Raw genomic sequence first — 17,725 nt, forward strand, 5'->3', positions numbered from 1 at the left:
TCCACTAGACTTGTTTGCTTCGCTTCGCTTCGCTTTACTATATTATGTTGTTAATATAATTAGCGTCGCTTGTTGTTTTTGCTTTGTTGTCACAATGATGTTTTGGTAGTTTGATGCTGTTTGTTGTTATCAACTATCAACATCAGTTTGATACGTTTTGTCATTGTGAGCTGTCCAGTTTATCATGGTTTGATTTTCTGTCAAGCTTTTTTTAAGGTTTTTTGCTTTAATTTTTTAACTTTAAGTTGATGTTTGACTTTAACTTGAAGTTTGGTTGATTAAAGTTTTTTACCTTTTTTGTTTCTTAACTTAAGTTGTTGCTTCCGCTTTCGGTCTGCTTGACCTTTGGCTTGTTGCTTTAAGTGCGAGGTATTATATAGGGTTGTTGAACGCTGTCAAGGGGTTTTTTAAAAAAATTCTGTTTTTTGTGTCTGGCTGATGGCAAATAGCAGGTTAATCAGTAGGGTGATAAAGATAATGGGTTTGAGTTCTTGACCGATTGCCAGATGCCTGTTGGGCTTGTGTTTGCTGGCTTTAATGGCTTGGATATGCCTAAACACCCATGGCATCGCTAACAGCCATAGCCACGCTGTCAGCCGTTTTTGCATGATGGCATATAAAGTATGGCAGACGATGGCAGTGATGACCAACACAATATAGCCGTGATACATACGCTCTAAACCAAGCAAAACGGCAAGGGTGATTTTGCCTGCTTGTTGGTCATTGGGGCGGTCTCGCATGTTATTAATATAAAGCACACAAGCACATAATAGACCGCACCCTGTCGCTGGTAGCCACATGGATAACCGTATTTCTCTAAGCTGTAGATAGGCACTGCCCAACACGCCCATCCAACCAAAGAAAATCAATACCGCCACTTCACCCATGGCTCGGTAGCCGTAAGGTCGTTTGCCCATGGTGTATGCCATGGCGGCGATAATGGCGGATATGCCAAATGCCAAAAACCATAAAAAATCTGTCAGGTCATCAAATCCCAACCATAGTAATCCCATTCCACAGCCAAAGGTAAATAACGCCCAAATGATGATGGCTCGTTTTAGGCTGATGGCGATAACATGTCCATGAGCGGTCAGCCTCTGAGGACTGGTGGCATCACGGTGGGTGTCAGTGCCTTTAGTGCCATCACCATAATCATTCGCCATGTTGGATAAAATCTGTAGGTTTAAGGCGACAAATAAGGTTAGGGCAAATATGCCCCATTGCTTGATGGTAAATCGCTCAAGCTGGGCATATGCCATGCTCGTGCCACAAATGATGCTGGCAACGGCTAATGGGAAGGTGCGTGGTCGGGCGAGTTGTATCCAGTGTTTTATCATTTGAATGTGTTTTGACAGCTATAATGTGTTTGATGATGAGAGTGTGCTTTTATGATAAAAATGTGTCCCTAAGCTGATGGCAACTTACCCACGGAAATAAAAAATTGCTGATATGCCAAGACTTTTTTGGCAAAAGCCAGTGGATATGCCCGTGACGTGGACGGTAAGCGGTGCAAAGTCAATAATCGCTGTTTGCCTGTGCTGTCGGTGATTGGATAGGTCATGTGTTGATTGGTTTTGGGGTGTTTGGACTTGGGCAGTTGTTTGTCTTTTGGTAATAACCCCAATAAAATTTCAGTTGCTTTGCCACCTGTGGTAAAAATATGCTGTACTTTCGGCACTTGGGTCAGTATATCGGCTAAGTTGACTGATTCCACCACAGTCAAATGCTTGTCAGCAGCATTGCCTTCTTCACGTATGGCAGAGCGGACAGTGGGACAAGACGCAATGTTGTGAACGTGCATAAACTTAATAATTCGTTTGTGGTCAAAGCGATTTTGTTCGCCATCACGAAAATAATCAACGTCATCAAAAAACACCGCCCCATAGATACGCCACATGTCATTATAAAAGTTGGGGTAATGAAACGGCATTGCCCATTTGTCTTGTGTGGGTGGGAACGTCCCCATCATCATAATGTCAGCATTGGCAGGCAATACAGGTGCAAAAGGGTGTTGTTCTATGGGTTTATTGGTTAAGTCAGTCATGGTGTTGTGGTTTGAGTGATTGATGTGTGAATATTTCTGAAAAATTGATACATTAAAGTCATGCAAATTATCCATTTATGGTAAGCGGTTTGTTATCATAGTGCAAAATAATCGTGCAAAATTTTCTTTGCTTGCCGATATGATATTTACTTGCGTATCGGCATCACACTCAAAAGACAGACCATCAAGAGACCGACCATGCAAATACACATCATTGACCACCCACTTGTGCGTCATAAATTAAGCCTAATGCGTGAAAAAGACTGTAGCACTTATAAGTTTCGTACCCTTACCAAAGAGTTGGCACGGCTCATGGCATATGAAGCCAGTCGAGATTTTAAGATTGAAAGCTTTAACATGCAAGGTTGGTGTGGAGACATCACAGGGGAACAAATCTGTGGCAAGACCGTAACCGTTGTGCCAATATTACGTGCAGGTCTTGGTATGTTAGATGGGGTGCTTGACCTTATCCCAACGGCTAAAATCTCTGTGGTTGGGCTACAACGAGATGAAGAAACGCTTGAACCTGTGCCATTTTTTGAAAAATTTGTTAACGACATGGACAAACGCCCTGCCCTAATCATTGACCCAATGTTGGCAACAGGTGGCTCAATGGTGGCAACCATTGACATGCTTAAAAAACATGGCTGTAAAAAAATCACTGCCATTGTGCTGGTGGCAGCCCCTGAAGGGGTGCAAGCGGTAAATGACGCTCACCCTGATGTGCAAATTTTTACCGCAGCTTTAGACAGTCATTTAAATGAGCAAGGTTATATCATTCCTGGTCTTGGCGATGCAGGTGATAAAATTTTTGGCACAAAGCAATCACAATAGCTAACTTATTTGATAAAACTTAACCACATACTCACCGTTCGTTGTTGTCAGCCGTTGCTCTTGCTGTAGGCGTAATTGTTTGAAATCTACTATCAAAAGCTCATTGCGATGTCTTTGGTTGGTCAGTTGTCTGGGTTTTATGGCAACTGCCAATACCCCAGTGCTTGCAACACAAAACATATTGATGACCTTAACTGTCGATGTGTCGCCATCAGCTTGTGCAACAGCAAAAGCAGGATTGACGGTAACATTGAGCAACCGATGTTCACCAGCCAAACGGTCAAGCTGTTTTTGACCAAGCTTTTTTTGGCTAAGCTGTTTTTGACTAAAGCCACTGGCAAACAACACCTGATTTTTGGGTAAACAGCGAGTATGGCGTTTGAGTTCTTGTAACAACAACCCAGACATCTCCATATTAAAATCATCTTTTTCTTGTTGATAAAATGCTTGAAAACTACGCTCAACATAGCGACCATAGACAGTGAAATTTATCCAGCTTTGATAAACAGATTGCTTAGCCAAATGCTTGGCAAACTCGTTGGCAGATATGGATAAATCGTTTTTTAATATTGCCAATAACAAGGTCTTAGCATTGGCAAAACATTGCCCTGACAGCTCGATGGGATAAAGCTGTTCATCTAAAGCATCAAAAGTCGCCTTTTGGATTTTTGTGGTGTCAGCAACATCACTGGTAACGCCCAGTGTCCGCCAAAATGATTGAATAAAGCTTTGATGGATAATGTAAAATAAAGGCATCATGGTGGTTGTCTTAGTTTTGTCATCATGGTTTTTTTAAATCATCGTCTTTTATATCACATCATCTTAACTGATTTAAACAGAAGTTCTTAAATAAAATTTAAACATCAGTTTAAACATAACTGGCAGCTTCAACATAACTGTTAAATAATCGCAAATCACTGTTTTAAATAATGAAAAATATGAAATATTTTGACACAAAAAACAATCACCCAGTCCGCTTACTTGCCCCAATGGAAGGCTTGACCGACCCCTTGATGCGCAAGATTTTGACCCAAATTGCCAATGATTTGGGGCGACCTTACGACTGGTCAGTCAGTGAGTTTATTCGTGTGACCCATCATGTGTTGCCTGAACAGGTGTTTTATAAATTTGTTCCTGAGCTACATAATAACAGTCGCACAGCATCAGGCACACCCATTCATATCCAACTGCTCGGCAGTGACCCCATACTGATGGCACAAAATGCTGTTAAAGCCTGTCAGCTTGGGGCGTTGGCAATTGATTTAAACTTTGGTTGCCCTGCCAAAACGGTCAATAACCACCGTGGTGGCTCGGTGTTACTTAATGACCCAGCCTTGATGCAAAAAATCATCAGTCAAGTTCGTAAACAAGTACCAAGTCACATTGGCGTGTCTGTTAAAATCCGTTTGGGTTATGAAAATTGGGATAATATGAATGACATTCGCCAAGCCATTGCTGACAGTGGGGCCAATTGGCTAACCATTCATGCTCGCACTAAGTCGCAAGGCTACAAGCCCCCTGCTTATTGGGACAAAATCGCCCATTTTACTGACCTACCCATGCCTGTGATTGCCAATGGCGACATCTGGACGGCAAGTGATGCCAAATCATGTATGACACAAGCCAAAACTTGTCATCTGATGCTGGGGCGTGGGGCAGTAACTCGCCCAGATTTGATCGCTTGCGTGGATAATCCAAGCCATCCATTCACTTTAAGCTGGGCGGCGTTGTTGCCTTATCAGTTGGCATTTTTGACCGATGATAGCAAAAATGAAAAGGGGCTGATTGGGCGTTATAAACAATGGTTGGGCATGCTAACTAAAGGCTACAATGAAGCGGTGCAATTATGGCAACACATACGACGCCTATCTGATAAAGAATCCATCATTAAAGTGCTAGAGCATTCACAAAAGTGCTAGAGCATTCGCATTGACACATAAAATAACATCATAATACAAACCATCGATAATGCCCATAAAATGGAACGAAACAACGCCAAATTGAACACATATGCCATGCCATAGGCGATGCGTATCACCACATACATCCATGCAAAATTATTCACAACTTGCTGTGGCACAAAAAATAACATCGCTAAAATAACCGCCGCCAAAAACATGGGCAAACTTTCAAAGCTGTTGACCTGAACAGCATTGGCACGAGAGGCCATTCCTGTGGTGTTTGCTAAAAATATGCGTGGGTTGGCGTTGTCTTTGGGCGTAAATCCGCCCAATGCCTTGGCAACAATGGCAAAAACAAATGGCAGAAAACACGCCGTCATCATGGCGTAGATGGCGGTGGTTGTGCTGTTTGGAATGATGACATCTAATATCATGCTGGGGCAACCTCATAACTGTGAGTGATGTTGACCCCACCATCTGCCAACATGCGACTGGCAGAGCAGTATTTATCTGCCGATAGGGTTACGGCCCGCTCAACTTGGTTGTCTTTGATGTCTGTGCCTGTAATGATAAAATGTAGATGAATGTCGGTATAAACAGCAGGTACGGCATCAGCTCGTCTGGCAGATAGCTGACAACGCACATCGGTGATGTTTTGACGAGATTTTTTTAGGATAGTAACCACATCATAGCTGGCACAACCACCTAAACCAAGTAATATCAGTTCCATTGGGCTTGCTCCATGTTGCTTGTCTGCGTCAATATGAATAGTTTGTCCTGATGGGGCAGTGCCGATGAAATGAACGTTGTCTTGCCACTCAATTTGGGCGTTTAGGGGCAGATTAGCTTGGGTTGTGTTGGTCATGGGGAATCCTATATTTAGTGAGTGTTTGGGTTATTAGATTTTACAACGTGTGTTGATTTAATACCAAACCCAAGGATTTTTTATAGCGAGAAAAGCAAGCGAAGATAGTGCAAATAGTACAGCAAGCAAGCTTGACCAAGCCATGGAAATTTTTGGGAAAGGGATAAGAACCGATTGATGTATTTTATGCCTGTATGCTCAATGTCTTTGGTGTTACGAGTAACTAATATTAAATCATGCACAATGGCGGTTGCAACTCATTGATTGTCCTCAATGTGTTGGGGGTTATTTAGTTTAGATTTTCGGAATGGTTATTGAGTTTGGATTATAGCAGAGTTTGGAAGCAATGGTGGCATGGCCCTGACAGAAGCGGTATCGAGCCGTTGGCTGGGGTGTGGCGGACTTGGCTGGGGGCGATGAGACAGGAGCGTATGGGAGCGTATGGCAGGATAAGCCACAAAAAATCCAAAAAAGTTAGGGTGGTTAAGGGCTTGATTTTGTTTTGGTTTTTTGTGAAACATTTTATCGCAAAATACTGTTTCACTTTTGGGGCGTTTCTTGGTTTAATAGTGTCATTGTTACGCATTTTGTTTGTTATTTGCTGTTTTTGGTGCTTAATGGGCAAAATGAGATTTTTATAATGAGTCTTTTTTATTTTATAATGTATAGGTAATCGTCATGATTGATACAGATGGCTTTCGTGCCAATGTCGGTATCATCTTGGCCAATACACAAGGACAAGTTCTGTGGACAAAACGTGTCGGTCATAATTCGTGGCAGTTCCCTCAAGGGGGGATTGACCATGGTGAAACGCCAACAGATGCGATGTATCGTGAGTTATGGGAGGAGGTTGGTCTTTGTCCTTGCCATGTGAAGTTGCTTGCGGTAACAGAGAATTGGTTGCGTTATCGTTTGCCAAAACGCTATATCCGCCATGGTAATTATCCGCTGTGTATTGGGCAAAAACAAAAGTGGTTTTTGCTTCAGCTAGATGAGCCAAACACAAAACATATTCGTTTTGATACCAGCAAGCCTGAATTTGACCATTGGGAATGGGTAAGTTATTGGTATCCTTTAAATCAGGTGGTACATTTTAAACGTGGGGTGTATCGTCGAGCATTGCAACAACTCGCTCGTGAGTTGCCATTGAAAGATGAATTACAGTTACAATTACCCAGGCGTATTTTGGACAATCATTTGATTGCTTAGTTCGTTGTTTTTGGTTATTGTGATTGAACGAATTGAACGAACCGCCTTGGGGTGGTTCGTTTTTTTTTGTTTTGTGAATGGTTTTGTGAATTTGTGGGCTTTTTCTGGATAAAAAGTTTGTTATGATAGCGGTAATTTTTTATTGGTGATTAAAATTATGGCAAGTTTACACCCTCAATTTGACCCTGTGGCGTTGGCATTGGGTCCTGTGCAAGTGCATTGGTATGGGCTGATGTATTTATTGGCGTTTGCAGCCGCTTATGGGTTGGCGTGGTATCGGACAACCAAGCGATCAGATTGGAACACGGATATGGTGTCTGATTTGGTATTTTATGGGGCATTGGGAGTGATACTGGGTGGCCGTATTGGTTATGTGCTGTTTTATCAATTGGATAAGCTGTTTGCCAACCCTGGTTATTTGTTCCGAGTTTGGGAAGGTGGCATGTCCTTTCATGGTGGTCTTATTGGGGTGATACTGGCCATGATATTTTTTGCCCACAAATACAAAAAGACAGCGTTTGAGGTGTTAGATTTTGTTGCCCCTTGTGTGCCAACAGGGTTATTATTCGGTCGATTGGGTAATTTTATCAATGGTGAGTTGTGGGGTCGGGTGTCTGATGGCAGTTATCGTTGGTTGATGTATTTTCCACAGGCGGTGCATTTTGATGCCCAACTGTTACAGTCTAATCCAAACTTGCGTGAGCTGGCATATCAGATAAACGGCATGGATTTACTGCCCCGTCATCCATCACAGTTATATGAGGCGTTTGCTGAGGGATTTTTGTTATTTATCCTACTTTGGTGGTTTTCTGCCAAACCTCGCCCACGTATGGCGGTATCAGCAATGTTCTTATTAGGCTATGGTTTTGCTCGTTTTGTCATTGAGTTTTATCGTCAGCCTGATGCTGACCAAGGATTTATCCTATTGGGTTGGGTTACTAAGGGGCAGATGCTGACATTACCGATGATTGTGGCAGGATTGGTGTTATTATTACTGGCGTATCAACGTCATATGTATGATTGGGGTGGGAAGCATTACTAACGCAATAAATAACGCAATAAAGCCAATGGCATGCCATTGGCTTTTTTATGTGACCAAATAACTTTATGTGACCCGAATAACTTTATATAACCAAATAACCACGACTACTGAGCGGTAGGCTCTGCGATGGGTGCTTCGGTGGTGGCAGTGGCATCATCAGGAGCGTCGTTGTTTATGCTGTCAGATTCATCGATGATGGTGGCGTTATCTAACTGAGCACTGGCATCAGTATTCACTTCGTGGCGGTCAGCCACCGCAACGTCTGATGCCACATCACTGGGGGTGGTCTCAGCCAGTTCGGTTGCCACGTCAGTTGTGCTTGCTAAGGTCACAGCGGTGTGATGGTCGCCTGCTGGTCGCATATAAGCAGCAATGGCAATCCACAAAACCATGGCTAAAAATAGCAACGTACCGATGAGTGCATAGCTGATTTCTTTGATTGGGTTGTTGGCAACCTCGTGGTGTGTCTCTGCCATGGTGTTGTCCCTTTAAATAAGTGATGAAAAATATACAACATGATGGGGTTATTATATAACAAAATCTTCTGCATCAAAACAGCCAACAGATTAAAACCTTGATTTTTTTATGGTTTTGGTTTGTCTGTTCGCTTGCCCAGCCAAATAGCTAAGCAAGCTTAATAAGAACGTCAATGCCAGTATGGGATAATGCCCAAAGCGGACAAATGGTGTTTGTCCTGTATAAGCTTGCACCTCACCTCTGAGTACGGTGCGTTCAAACTGGGGAGCTTGCTTTATGATGCGTCCTTTGTCATCAATGATGGCAGTCACACCCGTGTTGGTGGCTCGCACAAACCAACGTCCCGTTTCCAGCGATCGCATTTGTACCATTTGCAAATGCTGTAATGGCCCAGCCGACGTACCAAACCACGCATCATTAGAAATTGTCAATAAAAAATCACTGCCAATGGCGTTTTTGCGGGTGGTGTCAGGGTAGGCAACTTCATAACAAATTGCCACGCCCATGTTGCGTCCACGCACACCAAGTGGGGCTTGCTTGGCAGAACCACGGCTATAGCTCATCAAATTTTGCATGCCTGCCAAATTGGGGAATAAGTTGAGCATGCCTTGAAAGGGAATGTATTCACCAAATGGCACAAGGCGTTGTTTTTTGTATAATTGCCCAGCCTCTGTGTCAGTACCAATGCCTGCTTGAGACCCCAATACGATGACGCTGTTATAAAACGGTGGGTATGGATGAATGGCAGGATCATAGGCAGCATCATCTTTATAAGGAATGCCTGTTATCCAAGTGGTGTTATTCTCTTTGGCAATTTTTGCCATTTCACTGATAAAGCCCCATGCTTCGGTTTGAAACATGGGAATGGAAGACTCTGGCCAGACCACCACATCTTGCTTCCATTCATCACGAGTAAGCTTGGCATAAATCTCAAGCGTCTTAAGTTGGTATTCTCTAAGCCATTTTAAATCTTGCGGAATATTGCCTTGAATCAGGGATACCGTTAGCGGTGCTGTGTCTTTTGGCTTGGTCCATTGTGGGTTGATAAGCCATAATGCCAGCGGTGCTGTCATGATGACACTGGTGATAAGCAAATATCCTGCTCGTCGGTAGGCGACTTCCACAAGGCTTGCCGCCAACAGCACCGCAACGAACGACACCGCCAACACCCCAAACACAGGAGCAATGGACGACAGCCAATACTGTTCAGTGAACGCATAACCAACAAACAACCATGGAAAACCTGTGAACAGCCATGTTTTTAGCCATTCTTGAATGACCCAAAGGGCAGCAAAAGCAAATGGCTGTCTGCCCATAAAACGATGAAACAGCCAAGCCAAAATGCCATGAAACAGCCCCATGCCCAACCCCATGGCAAAAATTGCCAGCAATGCCCATACCACAGGAACATCACCATAGGTATGAATGGACGTATAAAGCCAGAACGCCCCCACACACCAATAGCTTGTACCATAAACCTGACTGATGACAAACGCTTGTTTTGAGTTGGTACTTGAGCGAATTTGGGCATACAAAATGGCAGGAGAGATGATGGCGATTATCCAAATCCCATAAGGGGCTAGCGACAAGCTAAACATCGCCCCTGATAATAAAGCGACCAGTAAACTTAGCACAAAGGGCAACCGCTGAGCTTGTTGATGACTGTTTTGTTGATTTAGGCGTTGTTGTAACGATTGGGTGGATAAACGCATGGTTGGCTCGGACGATGACATAAAATTCGTCTATGATAACAATTTGTCAGCAACTTTACATGAAAAACTCACCCCATTGATTGGTTGGGTTTTTTGACACACTCCCACCACCAAATCCAGCGGTAGGCGTGAGAATCTTTGCGACCCATAACAACCTCAACTTAGATTGAGTTGTTACCTTTCGCCAGTATACTTACGCTGATAAGTATTATACTGGGGGAACTCTTTATACAACACTAAGTCCTAGTGCATCAGCTAACGCTTGATGGCGTATATTGCTTGCTGCATTGGCATCACGGTCATGTTTTGCTTGACAGCTAGGACATGCCCAATTTCTGACTGACAACGGCAGACTGTCTAATTTGTAATGACAATGCGAACAAATTTTACTACTGGCAAAGAACCGATTTACCTTTAGGATATTCTTACCATACCAATTCGCCTTGTAAGTAAGTAGGGTAACAAACTGCCCCCAACCGACATCATGAATCGCTTTGGCAAGTTTATGGTTCTTTACCATGTTTTTTACACCTAAATCTTCAAGTGCATAACTGGTAGCTTGGTTTTCGCAAATCAGTTTATGCATGGTATTTGCTTGTGGCTGTCTTAGAGATGGTAACTGTTTTGATATTGCCAACAAATTCACGGCTAAATACGGTTTTGATGCCTTTGATTTTGGGTAGGTTGATGATGCCTTGTTCAAAGTTTGCTGTGCAGTGCTGAGGGCATTGATAACTTCGCTGTGGGATTTTTTTAGATTTAAAGCGTGGAAACTTGGCACGACTTTTGAAGAAATTGGTAAAAGCGGTATGTACATTGAGCAGGGCATTAAGTAACGATTGGCTATTAACTTCGTTTAGCCATGCAAACTTGCCTGTTTTCTTTTTCTTAACCAACTGGCTTTGGATTTTACTGCGTGATAACGACTTGCCAAACATGGCATAGTAGCGTTGTTGCAATGCCAACGCCCAGTTGAATACAAACCGACTACAGCCAAAATGCTTTTTGATTAGCAAGGCTTGTTCACTGTTTGGATAAATTCGGTATTTGTGGGCTTTGAGCATGGCTTGTTAGCTGATTGAAATATGGGTATGATTTAGGATTTTTATTTAGTGTCAATTTAGACAATATATCGAAAAACAAGAACGCCCTGCTTAGGTCGCCTGTGCTTACATCTCCACCTAAATCAAAGATTATGGGTGGAGAATTATGCAGGATGAGTTAAAACTGATTTTATCCGCCAACAAATCATTAACGGTTAATGGCAGGTCGGCATGGGCTGATGGGAGCAGTATTAGAACCAATAAAGTAAACAAATATATTTTGGATACATAAAATGCCATTCGTTATTCATTTTTAACCACCAATGGAAATAATAGTAAATCTATTTGATAGGAAAATAGTTTATAGATGACAATCATTAAAAAAGCAAATGTCATCAAAAAATAGCTATTTATATATATGCCAACAGACATAACAATCATCAGGACAATCATTAGATATGCAGAAAAAAATACTGGCGTTTGTATGGTTTCTTTGCAACAAGGGCATTTGCTAGAATATTCTAGGAAATCAATACATTTTTTATGGCAATTGGGGCATTTTTTCATAATGTATTTAACCATAATGCTTTGTTTTTGCTTTGTTTTTTTGCAAAGCTCAAACCATCCCACGTGGAAAGTGGCTTGAACTTTTCTCATAAATAAAATTGGCAAGAAATTATTATTTGCCTTTCGTGTTATTTGCCTTCCGCACTTTGAGATTTTCCAAAAGAGTAAGTTCCGTAAGCAATGCCTGCACTACCAATGTAGTGTTTGACTAATTGGTTGGTGGCAAATCTACCAGCAATAGCCAAGCCAACACCTATGGGGAAAAACGCACCCTGTGTCTCTTGCATCTGCCCATCAGTCATGGCAACCGCTTGTAAATTTTCTACATCATCAAAAGCAAAAGACAAATCCGCTTGTTTGGTAGATAATTTGGTTATCATTGTTGATGATAATGATAATAACCGTGCCTGTCAATTATCTTTTGTCTTGATTTTACTACCTAATATTTGGATAAATATCTCTTACTCCACCAACAAATCACCAACGGTTAATGGCAGGTCGGCATGGGCTTGAAGTGATAGCGTCGTCAAAATTGGAAGTAGATGCTTAAATCTCATAATATTGCGACAACTATTTTTAATACTTTTTAAGAATTTTCATCTGTTTGCTTAAATCGATTAACAATAAGATACATAACGAAAGATACTAATGTAATATACATTATAAAGAATATGATGTATTTTCATACCAAGCTATCAGGTACATTTTCTATAAAATTTATATAAGAAAAATAACTCATAATCATTAGAAAAAGTGAAATTATATGCACTATTTTGTTTATGCACTCTTTTGTTTCATTATTTTTGGCAAAAATTTTAGCCAACCAACAATTAGGCTAATTATACATAAAATATAAGCAAGAAGTACATCAGGAATAAAGCATCTACTTAAAAAATAAAAACAAGGCGATTATTTATAAAAATAAATCACCTTACTTCTTCATAGGTTAAAACAATGTTTTATTTACACCCTGCACAACCTAACGTTGCAGAACCAGTAGTAGTAGCTACCACACCTTTCATAAAATAACCAATACTTTATTTTACTGTATTTTTTAAAAACCTTATCATATTATGCAGTACAATCATCTCTCTATAATACAATAAGGAGCATTTAATTTATATTTGACTTTTGGGTTTTTAATAATATCTCTAAAAATCATTTCTTCATCTTCTTTGTGCCTTAGATTAACAAAAGCAAAGTTAAATCCAATATGATTTTTTATCAGTAATTGAAATATGCCAACAGCAATATCTGACAGAAAAAAACTGACGCAATTATTCTTATTTTCTCCTTTCTTATCTTCTCCTTCTACTAAAATACCACTAAAACCATAAGAAAACACATAAATATTATCATAACAATAATAATCAACATGAAATCTTTTTCTTGTATCAAAATTGGCAGTAAAATAGTCTTTTACATATTTCACCATGTCATTTTTAGATTGTATCATAAAACAAAATGACATAATAAATACCTTTTGGGATTTTTGTCATTAAAAGCAAAAGACAAATCCGCTTATTGGGTAGATAATTCTGTTTTTGGTGTGTGATGATTAACATCAGTCTCTGCAAAGGCAGGGGTTATGGCGACAGTAGCACTAAGTGCTAGGATTGAGAGTTTTTTCATAGGATTTTTTTCTTTTATTGACATTGTGAAAAAGCATCAGTCATTAGCAAATTGATTAAAAAATTGCCACTAAATTTTATTTACCACTAAAAATGTAATGTCTGTATTTATTATCAGACCAGCTTTTAAATCTCTTATGTTTATTTTTTTTATAAAATCAGATGACCCATAATCTTCTTTGTAAATAGAAAATTTAAAACCACCAACTTTATCAAAAACATCATGCAAAAATAATTCCCCATTTTTATTTAAACACCTTTGATATTTAGCAGTGGTTTTTCCAACCTGTATGTCTATATAAATTTTTTTTAGCTGTTTTTTTGGTAAATTATCATCAAGTGTTTTGCCATCAATGACAGTATGACAATCACTCAATTCCCAAGCCCAGCCCAATAATATTATTTTTTTGGGTGTCTTTTGATAAATAATGACCCGACAAGTAAAAAGAATGTTTTTCTATACCATTAAAAGGCTTTATTTCAAAAAACATGATACACCCCAAATATTTTTAAAGAAATTATATCTATTTAGGATTTACCTATGGTAGCGACTACCATAAAAAAATATGACCTTTGTTTTCTGTTCCATTTATTTTTCTTATTATTATCTGACAATCTGACTTTTTGTATTCATATTAAGATTTGAAAGTCATGCTAAAACATAAGAGAAGTAATGCTAAAATTATGCAATAATCACCACACTTTTTTTATTATTATCCTGATTAAAATCGCACAAATTTGTATGATGATGACATCAGTATAAAATTTAATGACACATGCCCATTGAATATTATCTCAACTTTTTTGATAAGAAATTCACCAAATTATAAAAAATCACGCTAAGCAACAATAAATATCCAAAATAATAAGCCAAATACATAAAAGCCAAATTATCACTAAGGTGATTTGTTTGATTGACAACTCTTAGAGAACACCAAATCAATAATACAGTTGATGTTAAGAAAAAACATCTTTCAATCCATGGTTTGGTTGCAATAATAGAGATATTTTTTATCCACCCAATAAATAATGCTAGGGTTGCTATAATATATGCTAATAACATAGTAAACTCACAAATTACCAGTAGATTTGATAATGCTCTTTTAATCTGGTGGGAAAAATTAGCTAATATTGATATTTTACTGGTCGCACTTGCGTAACCACTAATACCACCAGCTGTACCCATAGCAACAGTGCGCATGCCATTTAACATGGTAGACGCACCTCTAATAGAACTTATTGTGCCAATAAAAGTACCAGTACCACACCTACCTAGTGCAAAAACACCAAGGGCATAAATAGGAGCAACCGCCCCCTATGCCATGGGGCAGATTGAAAGTGAATGGTCATTGTGTTGTTGATTGTATAGTCCTAAAGCAGTATGGTAAATCATGATTTTTCAATCAATAATGGCTTTAAATCCTAAAATTGGAAAAAGACATGACCGTTTTAACCTTTAATCCACAACAACCAACCAACACCCCAAACACAAAAGACCCATCAAGTGGTTGTGGTGGTGGCACATGTGGTTGTGGTGGCAAGCATCAACATCACGACCATCATCAACATGATGGCAGTATTTATGATGATGACATTCGCATCATGCCAACATCTGATGATTTAAAACGCCCGCACAGCGATAAAGAGTTGATTGATGAAGCATTGGCAGAGATGAAGCGTCCCAAAAATCTTATCGCCTCTAGCCGTCAACAAATTCCCCATATCACCGTCAATGGCATCACGATTGACCCCACTGCCATTGCCCAAGAAGTACAATATCACCCTGCCAATAGCCAAGAAGAAGCTTTATATCAATCCGCTCAAGCCTTGGTCATCAGGGAGCTTTTGCATCAAGCCGTGATGGCAGATGATAAATTAGGACAGCAAGCATGGCAAAAAGATGAAGAACTTGCCATTAGTGCGTTGATTGATAAACATGTTCAGCCCACCATTCCCAATGAAGATGCTTGCCGACAATTATATGACAGCAATCCTGAGCGTTATGTGACGCCTCCTTTTATCACCGCTCGCCATATCTTATTGGCTGCCCCTTATGATGCTGGTGAAGAGCGAATTGAGCTTAAAAAACAAGCCTTAGACATCATCAAACAATTACAGCACAGTGATAATCGTGATGCTGATTTTATTGAGCTGGCTCGCAGGCATTCATTTTGCCCATCAAAAGAGGAAGGGGGTAATTTAGGAGAGATAATTAAAGGGCAAACCGTTGCTGAATTTGAACAAGTGGTTTTTGCCTTACCCATTGGGGTGTCTGTCAATCCCATTGAAACTCGCTATGGCATACACATCGTTGAGATACTGACCAAAAAAGAGGGCATCGCTTTAAGCTATGAACAAGCCAAGCCCATGATAGCCAACCAGCTGATGCAACAGTCCTTTCATCATGCTTTAATTGATTATTTATTTGCGTTAAGCAAGCAAGCAGACATTGATGGCATTGAGCTACAGATGTCTGAAGAAAATGTTTATCGAGGCTGATATGATTACGGTTAAAGAACTCAAAACCGCCATTTCTAAGCGTTGCCAAGACTATCTGGCTGATTATCCATTGGCAACTCGTCCCACGTTTCATGTGCCATTATTGGCTGGGCAAAATTTTGTGTTGGCTCACGATGTTGTGGCAGATTTTGCAGTGCCACGCCAAAATTTATCTGCCATGGACGGTTTTGCCTTAGGCAAAAATAGTCAATTAGAACAAGGCAGTCGGTTGACGATAATTGGGGAGTCGTGTGCAGGCAGTGCATTTGAAGGAGAGGTTTTACCCAATCAAGCAGTACGCATATTTACTGGTGCTATTGTGCCAAGCGATTGTGATACCGTGGTCATGCAAGAAAATACCGATTTTAATCAACACACAGACAAATCAAAAGCCCACTCAATCACACTGAGCAAACCTGCCAATCACGGCTCAAATATCCGTAAACAAGGCGAAGAGGTACAAAAGGGCGAAACGGTACTCACCGCAGGCAAACGCCTAAATACCGCCGATATCAGCTTACTTGCTAATTTGGGTGTGGCATCGGTTACGGTTGTAAAGCCACTGGTGGTAGGCATCTTGGCAACGGGCGATGAATTGGTAACTTTGGGTGAGCCTTTGACCACCTTGGCACAGATTTATAATGCCAATACACCCACCCTAACAACATTATTAAAAAACCTGCCCATCAGCATCAAAGATTATGGCATTATTGCTGATGATTTAGCCATGACAAAACAAGTGGTACAACAGGCCATCAGTGATTGCGATGTGTTAATCTCCACCGCTGGCGTGTCTGTTGGGGATTATGATTTTTTAACCCAAGTGGTTGATGAACTGGGTAAAGTCAATCATTATAAAGTTGCCATGAAACCCGGCAAGCCCTTTGTCTTTGGTGAGTTTGTGCATCAAACAGATGAGCATCAACAAAAACAGGTGTTGTATTTTGGACTGCCCGGTAACCCATTATCTACGGTGGTTGGTTGTTTACAATTTGTGCGTCCTGCCATTTGGCAACTGACAGGTGCAAATGCTGATGATTTACCAAAACCATTACGTTTACAAGCCATTTGTCAAACAGACATTGACAAAAAAAGTGGGCGACAAGAATTCCAGCGTGCTTTTTTTGAGCAAACGCCATCTGGTGAATTTGTGGTTACACCATTTAATCATCAAGATTCTCACCGTGTTAAACAGCTTAGCCATGCCAACTGTTTATTGGTATTGACAGTGGAGCGTGGTGATGTGGCACAAGGGGAAATGGTGGAAATTCAGCCATTTGAATGGTGTTTTGGGTAAGGTAAATGTTTTGTTTGGTTGGTTTTTAGTGCCATAACTTTAAAGCTCAAATAATTCTGCTGGGTCAATCTTAAATTGGAGCATATTGGCAGTTTGTGAACCCAAATCAATCAATTTTTGCTTGTTGTTCATCTTGCTCACCAATAGATTTTAATAATTGTTTGCCAATCTGTTCTATGACTGTAACAGTCATGGCGTTGCCTGCCTGCGATAGTATTTTACCATCAGGTAATTTGTGTGCTATGACTTTTTTGGCAAGCTGCTTTGAAAATCCTTGCAATAATAAACTTTCATAACCACTTAATTTACGAAGCGTGCCATTTTTGGTATTTGACTTCCTCCCCTCCCTATCGTTCGGGGATTCCTGCTCCCAGACGGTCAAGCCCGACCGCAAGCCTAAGATAGTGGCAACCGCCCGTACGACACACCGTACATCTTAGGTTCTTATTTTAAGCTAATCCTACCGTTAGGATTGTCATAGATACGAATTAGCTTAAGTGTGTGTTTGGAAACGTCTTACCAGTTAAGTTACTGCGTACTCGCAATTTAGTCTTAACTTAACTGTGGAATGTAAGACATTGAATATAGTGAGATGAGTATAACA

At 40.4% G+C, this 17,725-nt stretch carries 21 protein-coding genes; 6 read left to right on the plus strand and 15 right to left on the minus strand.

What is annotated here, in order from left to right; translation table 11 throughout:
- Positions 1-407 precede the first annotated feature (407 nt).
- Together menA and B0682_RS08185 are read right to left on the minus strand one after the other, a co-directional pair.
- Complete coding sequence (gene menA / locus B0682_RS08180; RefSeq protein WP_240494943.1) at positions 408-1,337, minus strand: 1,4-dihydroxy-2-naphthoate octaprenyltransferase; 930 nt, start codon at positions 1,335-1,337, stop codon at positions 408-410.
- Between the two features lie 68 nt (positions 1,338-1,405).
- On the minus strand, positions 1,406-2,044 hold the full coding sequence (locus B0682_RS08185) for a DNA glycosylase (RefSeq protein WP_078308172.1): 639 nt from the start codon (positions 2,042-2,044) through the stop codon (positions 1,406-1,408).
- 198 nt (positions 2,045-2,242) lie between these two features.
- On the opposite strand from B0682_RS08185, the gene upp reads away from it, so the two are divergent.
- Positions 2,243-2,878 carry a uracil phosphoribosyltransferase gene (gene upp, locus B0682_RS08190; RefSeq protein ID WP_078308148.1) on the plus strand — a complete coding sequence of 212 codons (636 nt, stop codon included), beginning with the start codon at positions 2,243-2,245 and terminating at the stop codon, positions 2,876-2,878.
- On the opposite strand, the gene B0682_RS08195 is transcribed toward upp, so the two are convergent.
- The gene (locus B0682_RS08195; RefSeq protein WP_078308149.1) at positions 2,879-3,637 is read right to left on the minus strand and encodes a hypothetical protein; all 759 of its coding nucleotides are present in this window, start codon (positions 3,635-3,637) and stop codon (positions 2,879-2,881) included.
- A gap of 179 nt (positions 3,638-3,816) precedes the next feature.
- Here B0682_RS08195 and B0682_RS08200 point away from each other — a divergent pair, with 179 nt between their 5' ends.
- Entirely contained in the window at positions 3,817-4,797 is a 981-nt protein-coding gene (locus B0682_RS08200) for a tRNA dihydrouridine synthase (protein ID WP_143823335.1), read from the plus strand.
- Here the strand turns inward: B0682_RS08200 and B0682_RS08205 are convergent.
- The 3 genes from B0682_RS08205 to B0682_RS09400 form a co-directional block, all read right to left on the minus strand.
- Positions 4,794-5,213, minus strand: a complete 420-nt coding sequence (locus tag B0682_RS08205) for an MAPEG family protein (protein WP_078308152.1) — start codon at positions 5,211-5,213, stop codon at positions 4,794-4,796. The two genes, B0682_RS08200 and B0682_RS08205, sit on opposite strands and share 4 nt — an antisense overlap.
- Positions 5,210-5,644: an OsmC family protein gene (locus B0682_RS08210; protein ID WP_078308153.1), complete on the minus strand. Its 435-nt coding sequence runs from the start codon at positions 5,642-5,644 to the stop codon at positions 5,210-5,212. Before B0682_RS08210 ends, B0682_RS08205 begins: the two co-directional genes overlap by 4 nt.
- Positions 5,645-5,955: 311 nt before the next feature.
- Entirely contained in the window at positions 5,956-6,165 is a 210-nt protein-coding gene (locus B0682_RS09400) for a hypothetical protein (protein ID WP_143823336.1), read from the minus strand.
- 157 nt (positions 6,166-6,322) lie between these two features.
- Here B0682_RS09400 and B0682_RS08220 point away from each other — a divergent pair, with 157 nt between their 5' ends.
- Together B0682_RS08220 and lgt are read left to right on the plus strand one after the other, a co-directional pair.
- Entirely contained in the window at positions 6,323-6,853 is a 531-nt protein-coding gene (locus tag B0682_RS08220) for an RNA pyrophosphohydrolase (RefSeq protein WP_078308156.1), read from the plus strand.
- A 157-nt stretch (positions 6,854-7,010) separates the two neighbouring features.
- Positions 7,011-7,895, plus strand: a complete 885-nt coding sequence (lgt, locus tag B0682_RS08225) for a prolipoprotein diacylglyceryl transferase (RefSeq protein ID WP_078308158.1) — start codon at positions 7,011-7,013, stop codon at positions 7,893-7,895.
- Between the two features lie 104 nt (positions 7,896-7,999).
- On the opposite strand, the gene B0682_RS08230 is transcribed toward lgt, so the two are convergent.
- From B0682_RS08230 to B0682_RS09405, 8 genes are all read right to left on the minus strand, one after another.
- Complete coding sequence (locus B0682_RS08230) at positions 8,000-8,371, minus strand: hypothetical protein (RefSeq protein ID WP_078308159.1); 372 nt, start codon at positions 8,369-8,371, stop codon at positions 8,000-8,002.
- Positions 8,372-8,461: 90 nt separating this feature from the next.
- Entirely contained in the window at positions 8,462-10,084 is a 1,623-nt protein-coding gene (gene lnt / locus B0682_RS08235) for an apolipoprotein N-acyltransferase (RefSeq protein WP_078308161.1), read from the minus strand.
- A 226-nt stretch (positions 10,085-10,310) separates the two neighbouring features.
- Positions 10,311-10,670, minus strand: coding sequence for an RNA-guided endonuclease TnpB family protein (locus tag B0682_RS09665; RefSeq protein WP_240494944.1), 360 nt, complete (start codon positions 10,668-10,670; stop codon positions 10,311-10,313).
- Positions 10,663-11,148 carry an RNA-guided endonuclease TnpB family protein gene (locus tag B0682_RS09670; protein ID WP_240494945.1) on the minus strand — a complete coding sequence of 162 codons (486 nt, stop codon included), beginning with the start codon at positions 11,146-11,148 and terminating at the stop codon, positions 10,663-10,665. The genes B0682_RS09665 and B0682_RS09670 overlap by 8 nt, the downstream gene beginning before the upstream one ends.
- Before the next feature lie 674 nt (positions 11,149-11,822).
- A complete protein-coding gene (locus B0682_RS08250) occupies positions 11,823-12,074 on the minus strand; it encodes a hypothetical protein (RefSeq protein ID WP_078308163.1) in 252 nt (83 codons plus the stop codon).
- A 704-nt stretch (positions 12,075-12,778) separates the two neighbouring features.
- Entirely contained in the window at positions 12,779-13,150 is a 372-nt protein-coding gene (locus tag B0682_RS08255) for a hypothetical protein (protein WP_078308165.1), read from the minus strand.
- A 245-nt stretch (positions 13,151-13,395) separates the two neighbouring features.
- Complete coding sequence (locus B0682_RS08260; RefSeq protein ID WP_078308166.1) at positions 13,396-13,701, minus strand: hypothetical protein; 306 nt, start codon at positions 13,699-13,701, stop codon at positions 13,396-13,398.
- A gap of 414 nt (positions 13,702-14,115) precedes the next feature.
- On the minus strand, positions 14,116-14,538 hold the full coding sequence (locus tag B0682_RS09405; RefSeq protein WP_143823338.1) for a hypothetical protein: 423 nt from the start codon (positions 14,536-14,538) through the stop codon (positions 14,116-14,118).
- 227 nt (positions 14,539-14,765) lie between these two features.
- Here B0682_RS09405 and B0682_RS08270 point away from each other — a divergent pair, with 227 nt between their 5' ends.
- Both B0682_RS08270 and B0682_RS08275 read left to right on the plus strand, forming a co-directional pair.
- Entirely contained in the window at positions 14,766-15,824 is a 1,059-nt protein-coding gene (locus B0682_RS08270; protein ID WP_078308169.1) for a peptidylprolyl isomerase, read from the plus strand.
- A gap of 1 nt (position 15,825) precedes the next feature.
- The gene (locus tag B0682_RS08275; RefSeq protein WP_078308173.1) at positions 15,826-17,121 is read left to right on the plus strand and encodes a molybdopterin molybdotransferase MoeA; all 1,296 of its coding nucleotides are present in this window, start codon (positions 15,826-15,828) and stop codon (positions 17,119-17,121) included.
- 106 nt (positions 17,122-17,227) lie between these two features.
- Here B0682_RS08275 and B0682_RS08280 read toward each other — a convergent pair whose 3' ends face one another.
- The gene (locus B0682_RS08280; protein WP_240494946.1) at positions 17,228-17,503 is read right to left on the minus strand and encodes a DNA cytosine methyltransferase; all 276 of its coding nucleotides are present in this window, start codon (positions 17,501-17,503) and stop codon (positions 17,228-17,230) included.
- Between the last annotated feature and the right edge of the window lie 222 nt (positions 17,504-17,725).

The organism is Lwoffella lincolnii, assembly GCF_002014765.1.
Classification (GTDB): domain Bacteria; phylum Pseudomonadota; class Gammaproteobacteria; order Pseudomonadales; family Moraxellaceae; genus Psychrobacter; species Psychrobacter lincolnii.